The 14,343-nt window shown below is 49.9% G+C and carries 13 protein-coding genes; 11 read left to right on the top strand and 2 right to left on the bottom strand.

Annotated features, from left to right (window positions below; genetic code table 11):
• Positions 1 to 113: 113 nt before the first annotated feature.
• The 4 genes from poxB (at position 114) to SBG_RS04140 (ending at position 5,425) form a co-directional block, all read left to right on the top strand.
• On the top strand, positions 114 to 1,832 hold the full coding sequence (gene poxB / locus SBG_RS04155) for a ubiquinone-dependent pyruvate dehydrogenase (RefSeq protein WP_000815328.1): 1,719 nt from the start codon (positions 114 to 116) through the stop codon (positions 1,830 to 1,832).
• 38 nt (positions 1,833 to 1,870) lie between these two features.
• Positions 1,871 to 2,872, top strand: a complete 1,002-nt coding sequence (gene ltaE, locus SBG_RS04150; RefSeq protein ID WP_000566417.1) for a low-specificity L-threonine aldolase — start codon at positions 1,871 to 1,873, stop codon at positions 2,870 to 2,872.
• A gap of 10 nt (positions 2,873 to 2,882) precedes the next feature.
• A complete protein-coding gene (locus SBG_RS04145) occupies positions 2,883 to 4,316 on the top strand; it encodes an SDR family oxidoreductase (protein WP_001136512.1) in 1,434 nt (477 codons plus the stop codon).
• Between the two features lie 95 nt (positions 4,317 to 4,411).
• The gene (locus SBG_RS04140; protein WP_000866899.1) at positions 4,412 to 5,425 is read left to right on the top strand and encodes an NAD-dependent epimerase/dehydratase family protein; all 1,014 of its coding nucleotides are present in this window, start codon (positions 4,412 to 4,414) and stop codon (positions 5,423 to 5,425) included.
• Here the strand turns inward: SBG_RS04140 and SBG_RS04135 are convergent.
• The gene (locus SBG_RS04135; RefSeq protein ID WP_001202301.1) at positions 5,422 to 6,252 is read right to left on the bottom strand and encodes an N-acetylmuramoyl-L-alanine amidase; all 831 of its coding nucleotides are present in this window, start codon (positions 6,250 to 6,252) and stop codon (positions 5,422 to 5,424) included. The genes SBG_RS04140 and SBG_RS04135 overlap by 4 nt on opposite strands.
• Entirely contained in the window at positions 6,249 to 6,572 is a 324-nt protein-coding gene (locus SBG_RS04130; RefSeq protein ID WP_001160725.1) for a heavy metal-binding domain-containing protein, read from the bottom strand. The genes SBG_RS04135 and SBG_RS04130 overlap by 4 nt, the downstream gene beginning before the upstream one ends.
• Positions 6,573 to 7,173: 601 nt before the next feature.
• Between SBG_RS04130 and SBG_RS23330 the strand changes: the two genes are divergently transcribed.
• From SBG_RS23330 to artJ, 7 genes are all read left to right on the top strand, one after another.
• Entirely contained in the window at positions 7,174 to 8,946 is a 1,773-nt protein-coding gene (locus SBG_RS23330; protein ID WP_000701348.1) for a DUF4116 domain-containing protein, read from the top strand.
• 760 nt (positions 8,947 to 9,706) lie between these two features.
• Entirely contained in the window at positions 9,707 to 10,222 is a 516-nt protein-coding gene (locus tag SBG_RS04120) for a lipoprotein (RefSeq protein WP_001270718.1), read from the top strand.
• A 223-nt stretch (positions 10,223 to 10,445) separates the two neighbouring features.
• Positions 10,446 to 11,174: an arginine ABC transporter ATP-binding protein ArtP gene (artP, locus tag SBG_RS04115; protein ID WP_000027180.1), complete on the top strand. Its 729-nt coding sequence runs from the start codon at positions 10,446 to 10,448 to the stop codon at positions 11,172 to 11,174.
• 17 nt (positions 11,175 to 11,191) lie between these two features.
• Positions 11,192 to 11,923, top strand: a complete 732-nt coding sequence (gene artI, locus SBG_RS04110; protein WP_000756594.1) for an arginine ABC transporter substrate-binding protein ArtI — start codon at positions 11,192 to 11,194, stop codon at positions 11,921 to 11,923.
• Positions 11,924 to 11,929: 6 nt separating this feature from the next.
• A complete protein-coding gene (gene artQ, locus SBG_RS04105) occupies positions 11,930 to 12,646 on the top strand; it encodes an arginine ABC transporter permease ArtQ (RefSeq protein WP_001001674.1) in 717 nt (238 codons plus the stop codon).
• The gene (gene artM, locus SBG_RS04100; protein ID WP_000895391.1) at positions 12,646 to 13,314 is read left to right on the top strand and encodes an arginine ABC transporter permease ArtM; all 669 of its coding nucleotides are present in this window, start codon (positions 12,646 to 12,648) and stop codon (positions 13,312 to 13,314) included. The genes artQ and artM overlap by 1 nt, the downstream gene beginning before the upstream one ends.
• A gap of 234 nt (positions 13,315 to 13,548) precedes the next feature.
• Complete coding sequence (gene artJ / locus SBG_RS04095) at positions 13,549 to 14,280, top strand: arginine ABC transporter substrate-binding protein ArtJ (protein ID WP_000737541.1); 732 nt, start codon at positions 13,549 to 13,551, stop codon at positions 14,278 to 14,280.
• Positions 14,281 to 14,343 lie beyond the last annotated feature (63 nt).

The raw sequence follows: 14,343 nt of genomic DNA, 5'->3' as shown, positions 1-14,343 counted from the left end.
GCGCCGCCATCCGGCATTTTCCTTTTTATGCCCCCACGCCTTTCCATGAAAAACGTCATCACCATTTTCAACTAAACTTGTAACCGGTATGACATTTAAGGAGATGGACAACCATGAAACAAACCGTTGCCGCTTATATTGCCAAAACGCTGGAACAGGCTGGCGTTAAACGGATCTGGGGCGTCACAGGCGACTCCCTGAATGGTCTGAGTGACAGTCTTAATCGTATGGGAACTATTGAATGGATGCCGACCCGCCACGAAGAAGTTGCCGCTTTTGCCGCCGGCGCACAAGCGCAGCTTACCGGCGAGCTGGCAGTGTGCGCCGGTTCATGCGGACCAGGTAACCTGCACCTGATCAATGGCCTGTTTGATTGCCACCGTAACCACGTTCCTGTTCTGGCGATCGCCGCCCATATTCCGTCCAGTGAAATCGGCAGCGGTTATTTCCAGGAGACCCACCCGCAGGAGTTGTTCCGTGAATGCAGCCACTATTGCGAGTTGGTTTCCAGCCCTGAGCAAATTCCCCAGGTTCTGGCGATCGCCATGCGTAAAGCGGTGCTAAACCGCGGTGTCTCCGTAGTGGTACTCCCGGGCGATGTGGCGCTGAAACCTGCGCCTGATAATGCCGTCACCCACTGGTATCATGCCCCACTACCCGTTATCACGCCGACAGAGGACGAGCTGAAAAAACTGGCACAACTGTTGCGCTACTCCAGCAATATCGCATTGATGTGCGGCAGCGGCTGCGCCGGCGCGCATGAAGCGTTGGTCGAGTTTGCGGCAAAACTGAAAGCGCCAATCGTTCATGCCCTGCGCGGCAAAGAGCACGTTGAGTACGATAACCCTTATGATGTAGGAATGACCGGCCTGATTGGCTTCTCGTCTGGTTTCCACACCATGATGAACGCCGATACGCTTATCCTGCTCGGCACCCAGTTTCCCTATCGCGCCTTTTACCCCAGTGATGCCAAAATTATTCAGATTGATATCAACCCGGGCAGTATTGGCGCACACAGTAAAGTCGACATGGCGCTGGTGGGCGATATTAAAGCCACGCTTCGCGCCCTGCTGCCGCTGGTGGAAGAAAAAACCGATCGGCGCTTTCTCGACAAAGCGCTGGAGCACTATCGCGATGCGCGCAAGGGGCTGGATGATTTGGCTAAACTCAGCGACAAAGCCATTCATCCGCAATATCTGGCGCAACAAATTAGTCATTTTGCCGATGACGACGCCATTTTTACCTGCGATGTCGGTACGCCGACCGTCTGGGCAGCCCGTTATCTGAAAATGAACGGTAAGCGACGGTTACTGGGCTCGTTTAACCACGGTTCGATGGCCAATGCCATGCCGCAGGCGCTCGGCGCGCAGGCTACTGCGCCTGGACGTCAGGTTATTGCGATGTGCGGCGATGGCGGATTTAGCATGTTAATGGGTGATTTTCTCTCGGTAGTACAGATGAAGCTCCCGGTAAAAATCGTGGTATTTAACAATAGTGTGTTGGGCTTTGTGGCAATGGAGATGAAGGCGGGTGGCTACCTTACCGATGGCACCGAGTTGCATGATACCAACTTTGCGAAAATCGCTGAAGCCTGCGGTATTCCGGGGATCCGTGTCGAAAAAGCGTCCGAAGTGGACGAAGCGCTGCAGCGTGCCTTTTCGATAGATGGACCGGTACTGGTGGACGTGGTGGTTGCCAAAGAAGAACTGGCGATTCCGCCCCAGATCAAACTCGAACAAGCCAAAGGATTTAGCCTGTATATGCTGCGCGCCATTATCAGCGGTCGCGGCGATGAAGTTATCGAGCTGGCGAAAACAAACTGGCTAAGGTAAAACAGTGCACATCACCTTTTAAAATCCAGGGATGTGCCATGATTGATTTACGTAGTGATACCGTTACCCGACCGAGCCGCGCCATGCTTGAAGCGATGATGGCCGCCCCGGTCGGGGACGACGTATACGGAGATGATCCTACCGTTAACGCCCTCCAGCGCTATGCCGCCGACCTTTCCGGCAAAGAAGCGGCGCTTTTTTTACCTACCGGCACCCAGGCCAATCTGGTCGCCCTGCTTAGCCACTGCGAACGCGGCGAAGAGTATATTGTCGGTCAGGGCGCACATAATTATCTCTATGAAGCGGGCGGCGCCGCGGTACTCGGCAGTATTCAGCCGCAACCCATTGATGCTGCCGCAGACGGCACTCTGCCACTGGATAACGTAGCGGCAAAGATTAAAGCGGATGATATCCACTTCGCACGCACACGCCTGCTCAGTCTGGAAAACACGCATAACGGGAAAGTGCTGCCGCGCGCCTATTTGAAAGACGCCTGGGATTTTACTCGCGAACGCGGGCTGGCGCTACACGTTGATGGCGCACGAATTTTCAACGCGGTCATCGCCTACGGCTGTGAGCTAAAAGAAATTACCCGGTATTGCGACACCTTTACCATCTGCCTGTCCAAAGGACTGGGAACGCCGGTGGGTTCGCTGCTGGTCGGTAACCACGACTACATTAAACGCGCAACGCGCTGGCGTAAAATGGTCGGCGGCGGAATGCGGCAGGCAGGAATTCTGGCAGCGGCCGGGCTGTATGCGTTAAAACATAACGTGGCGCGCCTGCAAGAGGATCATGATAACGCAGCCTGGTTAGCGCAGCAGCTTCGCGAGGCGGGCGCAGAGGTAATGCGACACGAAACAAATATGCTGTTTGTTCGCGTTGGTGAAACCCAGGCCACCGCGCTTGGCGAATACCTGCGTGCGCGGCATATCCTGATTAACGCCGCGCCGATTGTGCGTCTGGTGACGCACCTGGACGTCTCACGCGAGCAACTTACCGATGTCGTCGCCCAGTGGCGCGCCTTTTTAACCCGTTGAGGAGAGCACTGTGCCGCAACGCATTCTGGTTCTTGGTGCCAGCGGCTATATTGGCCAGCACCTGGTCCTGGCGCTAAGTCAGCAAGGGCATCAGGTGCGAGCGGCGGCGCGGCGCATCGAACGTCTGGAAAAACAGTGTATTGCCAATGTCAGCTGCTATAAGCTCGATCTGCACTGGCCGGAGAATTTGCCTGCTCTGCTTCACGGTATTGATACCGTTTATTATCTGGTACACGGTATGGGCGAAGGCGGCGATTTTATTGCCCATGAACGTCAGGCAGCGCTGAATGTACGCGATGCACTGCGGCAGACACCGGTTAAACAACTCATTTTCCTCAGCTCATTGCAGGCGCCGAAACATGAGCAATCCGATCATCTGCGCGCCCGTCAGCTTACGGCTGACACACTGCGCGATGCTGGCGTACCGCTTACAGAATTACGCGCGGGGATCATCGTCGGCGCTGGCTCCGCCGCCTTCGAAGTTATGCGCGACATGGTTTACAATCTGCCGATACTGACGCCGCCGCGCTGGGTGCGGTCGCGCACCACACCCATCGCTCTGGAAAATTTACTCTTCTACCTGGTCGGATTACTGGACCACCCTGCGCGCGAGCACCGTATTCTGGAGGCCGCCGGGCCGCAGGTATTAAGCTACCAGCAACAGTTTGAACGATTTATGGCGGTCAGCGGTAAGCGGCGTCCGCTTATTCCGATTCCTTTTCCGACCCGCTGGATTTCAGTCTGGTTTTTAAACGTCATTACCTCCGTGCCGCCGACCACCGCAAAAGCATTAATCCAGGGGCTAAGGCATGACTTACTGGCCAATGACGCCGCGTTAAAAAAGTTAATCCCGCAAACGCTTATCACCTTTGACGACGCCGTTCGCCGTACACTGAAAGAAGAAGAAAAACTGGTGAACTCCAGCGACTGGGGCTACGATGCGCTGGCCTTCGCCCGCTGGCGGCCCGAATATGGCTACTTCCCGAAGCAGGCCGGTTTTACCGCTCAGACTCCGGCCAGCCTACAGGCGTTATGGCAGGTGGTAAACCGTCTGGGCGGGAAAGAGGGGTATTTTTTCGGCAATATTTTGTGGCAGACGCGCGCCGCGATGGACCGTCTGGTAGGGCATAAACTGGCGAAAGGCCGTCCGTCCAACGCATTTCTTAAGCCTGGCGATAGCGTGGATAGCTGGAAAGTAATTATTGTCGAACCAGAAAAACAGCTCACCCTCTTGTTTGGCATGAAAGCGCCGGGTCTGGGGCGGCTTAGTTTTACGCTACACGATAAAGGCCGCTATCGCGAAATTGACGTACGCGCCTGGTGGCATCCACACGGAATGCCGGGCCTGATTTACTGGCTGCTGATGATCCCGGCGCACGTGTTTATTTTCCGTGGGATGGCAAAGCGCATCGCCCGTCTTGCAGAACAAATCACAGAAAAATGAGAAAAACCTGCTGTATTCTTTCATGTTTCCCATTGCATACCGACGTAATTCACGGAAGAATGCGCACGACGGTTTATTAAACACAGTGGATTGATATGAAGGTACTGGTTACCGGCGCCACCAGCGGCTTAGGTCGAAACGCGGTTGAATTTTTGCGCAATAAAGGCATTAGCGTCAGAGCGACGGGTCGCAATGAAGCGATGGGCAAGCTGCTTGAAAAAATGGGCGCGGAATTCGTCCATGCGGATTTAACCGAACTGGTTTCCTCGCAGGCTAAAATTATGCTCGCCGGGATCGACACGCTGTGGCACTGCTCCAGCTTTACCTCGCCCTGGGGAACCCAACACGCTTTCGACCTGGCAAATGTTCGCGCCACCCGTCGTCTGGGTGAATGGGCGGTCGCCTGGGGCGTGCGTAATTTTATTCATATCTCCTCCCCCTCGCTCTATTTTGATTACCATCACCACCGTGATATCAAAGAAGATTTTCGCCCGCATCGGTTTGCTAATGAATTTGCCCGCAGTAAAGCCGCAGGCGAAGAAGTGATTAATCTGCTGACACAGGCCAATCCGCAAACACGTTTTACGGTACTGCGTCCGCAAAGCCTGTTTGGCCCACACGATAAAGTGTTTATCCCGCGCCTGGCGCATATGATGCACCATTACGGCAGCGTCTTATTACCACACGGGGGGAGCGCGCTGGTCGATATGACCTATTATGAAAATGCGATCCACGCCATGTGGCTGGCAAGCCAGCCTGCCTGCGATCACCTGCCGTCCGGGCGCGTTTATAACATCACTAATGGCGAAAACCGTACCTTACGCAGCATCGTGCAAAAATTGATTGATGAACTGGCGATTGACTGCCGCATTCGCTCCGTTCCCTATCCGATGCTGGATATGATCGCCCGCAGTATGGAACGCTTCGGCAAGAAATCCGCCAAAGAGCCCCCGCTAACGCATTACGGCGTGTCAAAACTGAATTTTGACTTTACGCTTGATACCACCCGCGCACAGGAAGAACTGGGGTACCGGCCCATCGTCACGCTGGACGAAGGCATTGAGCGCACCGCCACCTGGCTACGCGATCACGGAAAATTACCGCGTTAATCCTGGCCGTATTTCTCCAGTAATGCTTCAACAATCGCCTGCGTTTCGGCATCTGCAATACCGTCCCATTGCGCCGGACGGAAGTGCATCTGAAACGCCATTATCACCCGCTGCTGCTCGCGCGCCGTCATATCTGTTTTGACTTCATAGCCATACCGCGAGAGTAACGCAAGGACTGAGGCGGTATCGACTGGCGTATACGGCGCGCGTCCGGCCAGATAAAACGCTACGCGCCGGGCGTCAGGCCAGGCGCCAATACCCTGCGCCGCCAGCTCGTGCCACGGGAAACGAGGGCCGGGATCATCTTTACGCTGCGGCGCAATATCCGCATGGGCTACCACATTCTGCGGCTTGATGTCATAACGCGCGATAATCTCCTTCGCTAACGGAATCAATGCCTGAATTTGCGCAGATTCAAACGGCGCGAAAGATTTCACCCCGCCGGACATTCTCCAGCCGCGATTTTCCAGTTCAATACCAATAGACGTATCATTGAGACGCGTAGCGCCGCGCCAGAAACTGGCACCCGCATGCCAGGCCTGCTCCTGTTCCGGCACCAGTTGCCAGATGCGTGGCTTGCCACCATATAATGGCGGCGTCGCGGGGATCAGGTAATGTGAACTCACGTCAGGACCTGTTAACGTCGCCAAAGAAACGCCAAAATTTTCCGCCGTGTAGTGAATAACCAGGACTTTAATGCGCGGATACGCCGCCTGCGCCCGATGACGGGTATCAAGCTGATATCCCTCTTTGTCGATAATTCCTTTTTCGCTCGCGCAGCCCGTTAACAGCAATGCAAGGCTGACCAGCCACAGTAGCGCTCTCATCGGCGCGTTTTCACCGCCGTTCCGCTGACGCTGACCATCAGCATACTGCCATCTTTACCTACGGTTTCGTAATCAATATCGATGCCCACAACCGCATCGGCGCCCAGCGCTTTAGCCTGCTCGCCAAGTTCCTGAAAAGCGATTTCACGCGCTTTACGCAGCTCTTTCTCATACGCGCCGGAACGTCCACCGACAATATCCCGAATACCGGCGAAAAAATCGCGAAAGATATTGGCGCCTAAAATGGCTTCGCCCGTCACCACACCGCAGTACTCTACGATGCTTTGTCCTTCCAGCGTTGGGGTAGTTGAAAACTGCATAGTGAATCTCCCGGGTTAGCTAAGCACACGCTCTCAAACGCATTATCAAGCTGATACGCTTTTATTAAAAGGTGGGTGTGGTATTTTTTTCAACATCACTAAAGATCGTCCTGAAGCATATTATTTTCAGCGATATACAAATGTTTCGTTCAGGTATTCTATGCGTTTTATGTTTATCCACCGTTATCTGTCTTAAAAACACCAATTTGCCTGCCATACTCCTCCACAAACCTTTGAGCAACAACCACGATGAGACACAACCTGCCTTCGTAGCTCCTGAGGTTGGTTATCTCCGCCTCTGGCGCCTGCGTATTGGCCTGCCGCTGAAGCCTGTTGGGCCTCGTGAGGCTGGTTTCACTTTTGCGTGCTCACGGGCTTCGGTATCCGATCAGATCTTTTATGCTTGTACTCATCGGCGAAACTTTAGAATCCCCTAAGACATTGTGGTTCCTCCAAAACACTATTACAAAATGGACATTTCCTGAAAGAATCATGCCAGATAACATGATGAATTGTGATCACCATCGCAATACATAGAGCTAATCTTTAAGGCATTAAAAGCAATGATCTTTTTTCATAAAAATGAAAATAAGGGACTTTAATGAAGATACCATCCAGTAAAATTAATTTTTCTACTATGCCTGATAAGGTTAAAAACTTCATTGACACTATCCGTGAACGTACAAAAAACGCGTTTTCCTCAAACATAATTTGTGTTAAAAACACGCATATATCTTTAAATCAAAAATTAAAAATCGAAAAATCCTCACCAATTGAGATAGCATTACCACACAAAATAAAAAAATTCTTTCATATGAAAGATAAAAACACATTAGACAAAACATTGGTTAATGTTAAAAACATTACAGACGCAAATAGCCTATTTAAGAAAAATATCTCAGAAGAAAATGCCTCAAAAATTATTACAGCATTCATGCGTAAGCATATTGCAAATCAATCATATGATTATATGTTCCAGTTTGGTACCTATTGGAACGATATGCCTGGCAAGCATGAAGAAAAAGGGATTAAACTGATGCAAAAATTATCCAGGGAAAATATCAGCAATCTTCGAAAGGAGCTGAAAACGTTGGATAAACAAGAAGTAGAGTTCCTGAACGCCATTTTGCAAGTTAAGCTTCGCGCTACACATGCTTCGGATGCTACCCTGATAAATAAAAATGATACCTTTAACATTTACTCCAGAAAAATTTTGACTGACAAAAACATTTCATTCCCTAAATGCCATTCCGACAACGAGATTGATACTCTTGCTAATGACGACTTTGTTTTCTTTTCCGTCGAACCCGGCGAAGAAAATAAGAAAGCCGCAAGTCGATTTGGTTCAAAAATTTACTCTGTTGATATTAATCAACCGGTATTTGAGCAAGTTGCCTGTATCAGTATTTACGATATGCTTATACCACGCCCACCTGATATTAGAAAACATATTCAAGGTCTTAGTGATGAAGCCATTCAGACTTTGAGAAAAAAAGACCAGTCCAAATATGGCTTTACGTTTTTTGGAAAAGAAATGAGAGCGGGGTTAGGTTTATACATTCTAAAAAGGCTAAGGACTATCCCGGAAAATGACAGACAAAAGATTCTTGCCATGAGAAGCGAGGATGAGTTAAATCATGTCATTAACGGCATTGCCCGGCCAGAGATCAAAGTGCCAAAATATTTTTTTAGCAAAGAATATACCGCTTCTCTTTTTGACGGTACCGGAGGATTTCTGGATCCCCAAAAGGTAAATGACAAAGACTATATGTTAGGTAAAGTTAATAAACACTATAAAGCATTCGCTAATGGTTCTGATGACGTAAAAAATGACTATTTGATAGCGTTGTCGGCTGTCAGCCAGGAAGGCAGAAGCCTTTTTTATGCTTCTGATAATCTTAAAGAAAATAAAGAGATTGTGTTCACAGCGGTGAAACAATCAGGCTTGGCTTTGAAACATGTTGATGAAAAATTTAAAGATGATAAGAATTTAGTATTAACAGCCGTTCAACAGTCAGGTATAGCGATAGCCTTTGCCTCGGAAAGATTAAAAAATGACAGAAACGTTTTATTAACAGCGATCCAGAATTCTGGCTTGGCTTTAAAATATGCGCCAGATGATTTTAAAAGTAATAAAGATATTGTACTGAAAGCAGTTAACAATAATAGTTTCGCATTAAAATACGCATCAGACAGGTTAAGAGATGATATAGATATTGTATTAGCAGCAATTCAAAAAAATGGCGGTGCATTAAAATTCGCATCAGATAGGTTAAAAGACAATGACTTTATTTTTGCAATGGCAGTAAAAAGTAACAAATATGCAATTGATTATGCTTCCGACAGGATAAAAAATAATCTTAAAAGAGATTAAATCAACGCATTCGATCAGAGAGCACGAAAGTTCATTTATTATTTCGTGTATGAGTCGCGACCAGATCTAACAGTTACCGATTATTGGTATAAGTTCCTATCAGATCTGGTCCGGGCTGATACATATAAAAAATAACGATTAATATCCACCCGCGGGAAGGTTAATTTTAGGACAAATGGAGACACTCTCCCTTACCGACATCTCTTTTCGACCGCCTTCCACCAGACGAACCGTATTGCCTTCTTCCCCGCGTTGTCTTTCCCCATTTTGGGCTGTCCCAGTTTTTCATACTGACCGCCCCACCATGTTTTGAGGTGGTCGCCGTCCACTCTGAAATGAAGACCCGCTGCCAGGCATACCTTCTGTATACCGGCTCTTCGTTGATACGCTACGCGCTAACCGCTCTTCTCTCTGCAAGATGATGTTGTCGCTGGCATCGGCTATGGCGCACCAGACGACGCTACTGAACAGCGTATCAATCCCGTCATACCTGGGCATCTTCGCTGGCGCAACTCTTGAATAAATAGGATGCTCAAGCGCCCAGATAGTCTATACAATATAGGGAGCACGGATGGCTGATAATAACCAGCCACAGGTAGATATACTAAACTCGTTACTACTGCTCAAGAGCGTCCCAGGAAGATAACATCGTAAGCTTTATTCAGGTAAAACAACACGCTAATTGGTTATGCAATCATTGAAAGGATATAACTGATTATCGTAGATCGGATCTTATACGATCGGCTATAAGGAAATCATCATGCGCTATTCTAAATTCTCTTTGCTCATCCCGTGCGCGCTTCTGCTTAGCGCTTGTACAACTGTCACTCCAGCCTACAAAGATAATGGCCCGCGTATCGGCGCGTGCGTGGAAGGCGGCCCGGACAGCGTGGCTCAACAATTCTATGACTACCGTATTCAGAATCGCAGTAATGATATCGCCGCGCTTCGCCCCTTTTTGAGTGACAATCTGGCACAATTATTGACCGATGCCAGCCGCGACTCGGAACACCGCCAGTTGATGAGCGGCGATCCGTTCTCAAGCCGCGCTACACTGCCGGATAGCGCTAACGTTGCCAGCGCCTCAACCATTCCGAACCGGGATGCACGCAACATTCCTCTGCGGGTAGCGTTAAAACAGGGTGATCAAACCTGGCAAGATGAAGTGCTTATGATTCATGAAGGCCCATGCTGGGTGGTTGACGACGTTCGTTATCTGGGTGGGAATGTCCATGCGCCTGCCGGTACGCTGCGCCAGTCGATAGAAAACCGTTAACAGACGGCGCGCCCTTCCACTTATAACCCCGTAAATTGTCCGGCATTCTGCGTGGAATGCCGACAATTATTCTCACCGTCTATCCCGCCTGCTATTTTGTGCTATGTTTAGGGAAGAATGTGGGATATATTTAACTTTTAACGCATAATTATTGCATAACTATTCTGTCAAAGGTACTATCTGCGGCTTCAATAGCTATCAGACTGCCAGTATACGAGTGTCAATGAGTATTCAATTAAACGGCATTAATTGCTTTTACGGCGCCCATCAGGCGCTGTTCGATATCACGCTGGATTGCCCTGAAGGCGAAACGCTGGTGTTGCTTGGCCCAAGCGGGGCGGGTAAAAGCTCGCTGCTGCGTGTACTCAATTTGCTTGAGATGCCGCGCTCCGGCACGTTGTCCATCGCCGGGAATGATTTTGACTTTACGAAAACGCCGTCTGATAAGGCGATTCGTGAGCTGCGTCAAAATGTCGGCATGGTCTTTCAGCAATATCATCTTTGGCCACATCTCACTGTGGTGCAGAACCTCATTGAAGCTCCCTGCCGCGTACTGGGTCTGACAAAAGATCAGGCTCTGGCACGCGCAGAAAAGCTGCTGGAGCGTCTGCGTCTGAAGCCATACAGCGATCGTTATCCGTTGCACCTTTCCGGCGGTCAGCAGCAGCGCGTCGCGATTGCCCGCGCGCTGATGATGGAACCGCAAGTGTTGCTGTTTGATGAACCGACCGCCGCACTGGACCCGGAAATTACCGCCCAAATCGTCAGTATTATTCATGAGCTGGCGGAAACCAACATTACTCAGGTGATCGTTACGCATGAAGTCGAAGTGGCGCGTAAGACCGCCAGTCGTGTGATTTATATGGAAAATGGTCACATCGTCGAGCACGGTGACGCGGGTTGCTTTATCCACCCACAGACCGAAGCGTTCAAAAACTATCTCTCTCACTAAGATTCGGGACAATGACAATGAAAAAAGTTCTGATTGCCGCGCTAATTGCAGGCGTTAGCCTTTCCGCTACAGCAGCCCAGACCATTCGTTTTGCGACCGAAGCGTCTTATCCTCCGTTTGAATCAATGGACGCTAATAACAAAATTGTCGGCTTTGACGTCGACCTGGCCAACGCGCTATGTAAAGAGATTGACGCCACCTGCACCTTTACCAATCAGGCGTTCGACAGCCTTATTCCCAGCCTGAAATTCCGCCGCTTCGACGCCGTTATGGCGGGAATGGATATCACCCCGGAACGTGAAAAACAGGTATTGTTTACTACGCCTTATTATGACAACTCCGCACTGTTCGTTGGTCAGCAGGGCAAATTCTCCAGTGTGGACCAGTTGAAAGGCAAAAAAGTTGGCGTGCAGAACGGAACGACGCACCAGAAATTTATTATGGATAAACATCCGGAAATCACGACCGTACCGTACGACAGCTACCAGAACGCGAAGCTGGATCTGCAAAATGGTCGCATCGATGCCGTTTTCGGTGACACAGCGGTAGTCACCGAATGGCTGAAAGCGAATCCTAAGCTGTCACCGGTCGGCGATAAAGTCACCGATAAAGATTATTTCGGCACCGGTCTGGGTATTGCGGTACGCCAGGGCAACACGGAGTTGCAGCAGAAATTCAATACTGCGCTGGAAAAAGTGAAGAAAGATGGGACTTACGAGACCATCTATAACAAATGGTTCCAGAAGTAATTTTTGATGAACGAATTTTTTCCTTTAGCGAGCGCCGCCGGGATGACCGTCGGCCTTGCCATCTGCGCGCTGATTATTGGCCTCGCGTTAGCCATGTTTTTTGCCGTCTGGGAGTCCGTAAAGTGGCGTCCGGTTGCCTGGATGGGTTCAGCGCTGGTCACTATTCTGCGCGGTCTGCCGGAAATTCTGGTGGTGCTGTTTATCTATTTCGGCGCCTCGCAGCTTCTGCTTACGTTGTCTGACGGGTTTATCATTCATCTCGGTTTTGCGCAGATCCCGGTGCAAATGGAGATTGAAAACTTTGACGTCAGCCCCTTCCTGTGCGGCGTGATGGCATTGTCCCTGCTGTATGCGGCTTATGCATCGCAGACTCTGCGTGGCGCATTGAAAGCCGTGCCGTCTGGTCAGTGGGAATCGGGCCAGGCATTGGGATTATCGAAGACGGCAATTTTTTTCCGTCTGGTGATGCCACAGATGTGGCGTCACGCTCTGCCGGGGCTGGGCAATCAGTGGCTGGTCTTGCTAAAAGATACGGCGCTGGTCAGCCTTATCAGCGTTAACGATCTGATGTTACAGACCAAAAGCATCGCTACCCGTACTCAGGAGCCGTTTAACTGGTACATCATTGCGGCGGCGATTTATCTGGTCATTACGCTGATAAGTCAGTATATCCTCAAACGCATAGACCTGCGTACAACGCGTTTTGAGCGGAGGCCTGACTGATGCTTGAGTATTTACCTGAACTGCTGAAAGGGCTGCACACCAGCCTGACGCTGACGGTCGCCTCTATTGCCGTCGCGCTGGTACTGGCTCTGATTTTTACCATCATTTTGACGCTGAAAACACCAGTCGTGGTGTGGCTGGTACGTGGTTATATCACGCTCTTTACCGGTACGCCGCTGCTGGTGCAAATTTTCCTGATCTATTACGGGCCAGGTCAATTCCCGACGCTGCAAAACTATCCGGTACTCTGGCATTTGCTGTCCGAACCGTGGCTGTGCGCGTTGATCGCACTGTCGCTAAACAGCGCTGCCTACACCACACAGCTCTTTTATGGCGCGATTCGTGCTATTCCGGAAGGCCAGTGGCAGTCCTGCGGCGCACTGGGGATGAGTAAAAAAGATACGCTGGCGATTTTGCTACCCTATGCGTTTAAACGCGCCCTCTCCTCTTACTCTAATGAGGTGGTACTGGTCTTCAAAAGTACCTCACTGGCTTATACCATCACGTTAATGGAAGTCATGGGCTACAGTCAGCTGCTCTATGGCCGCACCTACGACGTCATGGTATTTGGCGCAGCGGGGATAATTTACCTGGTCGTCAACGGCCTGTTGACGCTGATGATGCGTATGATTGAGCGTAAAGCCCTGGCGTTTGAACGGCGGAGCTAACCGGGCCGGATAAGGCGTTTGCTGTCATCCTTCAATGGCCTGACAGCGCTGTGCTTATCAGGCCTGCAATGCATAATAATGAATGAATCAGACGGACAAGTGGTTAACTTGCCCGTCTTTTTTTATCCTCAATAAAATATTTAATCATTTATATTGCATATAAATTCAAATGATGGCATTGTTAATCCATGCCGTAAACACGGCGCATAATCATAAGATTACGGGAGTGACATCATGAAAAAGTTAGTTCTGGCCGCATTACTCGCCTCTTTCGCCACAGGCAGCATCGCCGCTGAAAAAATCAGTTTTGGCGTCTCCGCCACCTATCCACCGTTTGAATCACTGGATGCGAGCAATAAGATTGTAGGATTTGATATCGATCTGGCGACCGCATTATGCAAACAGATGCAGGCAGAATGTACTTTTACCAATCATGCTTTCGATAGTCTGATCCCTGCGCTGAAATTCAGAAAATATGACGCCGTCATTTCCGGGATGGACATTACTCCGGAGCGTAGCAAGCAGGTTGCCTTTAGTAACCCCTATTACGCTAACTCCGCGCTGGTCATTGCCAAAAAAGACACCTACAAAACGTTTGCCGATCTAAAAGGTAAGCGTATCGGTATGGAAAATGGCACCACCCATCAGAAGTACCTCCAGGATAAACATCCGGAAGTCAAAACGGTGGCCTACGACAGTTACCAGAATGCAATTATCGATCTAAAAAATGGCCGTATTGATGGTGTATTTGGCGATACGGCAGTAGTGAACGAGTGGCTGAAAACCAACCCGCAGCTTGGCGCCGCAACGGAAAAAGTTACCGATCCACAATATTTTGGCACTGGACTCGGCATTGCGGTGCGTCCGGATAATAAGGCCTTGCTGGAAAAACTGAACAATGCGCTGACGGCCATTAAAGCGGACGGTACTTATCAGAAAATCAGCGAACAGTGGTTCCCGCAGTAAGACGCCTTCTATTCTAATGACCCACCGTCCTGGTGGGTTGTTAGTTTTCAGCATTTAACTTTT

Source organism: Salmonella bongori NCTC 12419, assembly GCF_000252995.1.
GTDB lineage: Bacteria > Pseudomonadota > Gammaproteobacteria > Enterobacterales > Enterobacteriaceae > Salmonella > Salmonella bongori.
This window is presented reverse-complemented; position numbering and strand designations above follow the sequence as displayed.

What these genes read in the sequence shown, in the direction of transcription:
- SBG_RS23330 (WP_000701348.1), top strand. Translation starts at nt 7,174, where the DNA reads ATGAAGATACCATCCAGTAAAATTAATTTTTCTACTATGCCTGATAAG.
- artP (WP_000027180.1), top strand. Translation starts at nt 10,446, where the DNA reads ATGAGTATTCAATTAAACGGCATTAATTGCTTTTACGGCGCCCATCAG.
- poxB (WP_000815328.1), top strand. Translation starts at nt 114, where the DNA reads ATGAAACAAACCGTTGCCGCTTATATTGCCAAAACGCTGGAACAGGCT.
- artQ (WP_001001674.1), top strand. Translation starts at nt 11,930, where the DNA reads ATGAACGAATTTTTTCCTTTAGCGAGCGCCGCCGGGATGACCGTCGGC.
- artJ (WP_000737541.1), top strand. Translation starts at nt 13,549, where the DNA reads ATGAAAAAGTTAGTTCTGGCCGCATTACTCGCCTCTTTCGCCACAGGC.
- artI (WP_000756594.1), top strand. Translation starts at nt 11,192, where the DNA reads ATGAAAAAAGTTCTGATTGCCGCGCTAATTGCAGGCGTTAGCCTTTCC.
- artM (WP_000895391.1), top strand. Translation starts at nt 12,646, where the DNA reads ATGCTTGAGTATTTACCTGAACTGCTGAAAGGGCTGCACACCAGCCTG.
- ltaE (WP_000566417.1), top strand. Translation starts at nt 1,871, where the DNA reads ATGATTGATTTACGTAGTGATACCGTTACCCGACCGAGCCGCGCCATG.
- SBG_RS04120 (WP_001270718.1), top strand. Translation starts at nt 9,707, where the DNA reads ATGCGCTATTCTAAATTCTCTTTGCTCATCCCGTGCGCGCTTCTGCTT.
- SBG_RS04130 (WP_001160725.1), bottom strand. Translation starts at nt 6,572, where the DNA reads ATGCAGTTTTCAACTACCCCAACGCTGGAAGGACAAAGCATCGTAGAG.
- SBG_RS04140 (WP_000866899.1), top strand. Translation starts at nt 4,412, where the DNA reads ATGAAGGTACTGGTTACCGGCGCCACCAGCGGCTTAGGTCGAAACGCG.
- SBG_RS04135 (WP_001202301.1), bottom strand. Translation starts at nt 6,252, where the DNA reads ATGAGAGCGCTACTGTGGCTGGTCAGCCTTGCATTGCTGTTAACGGGC.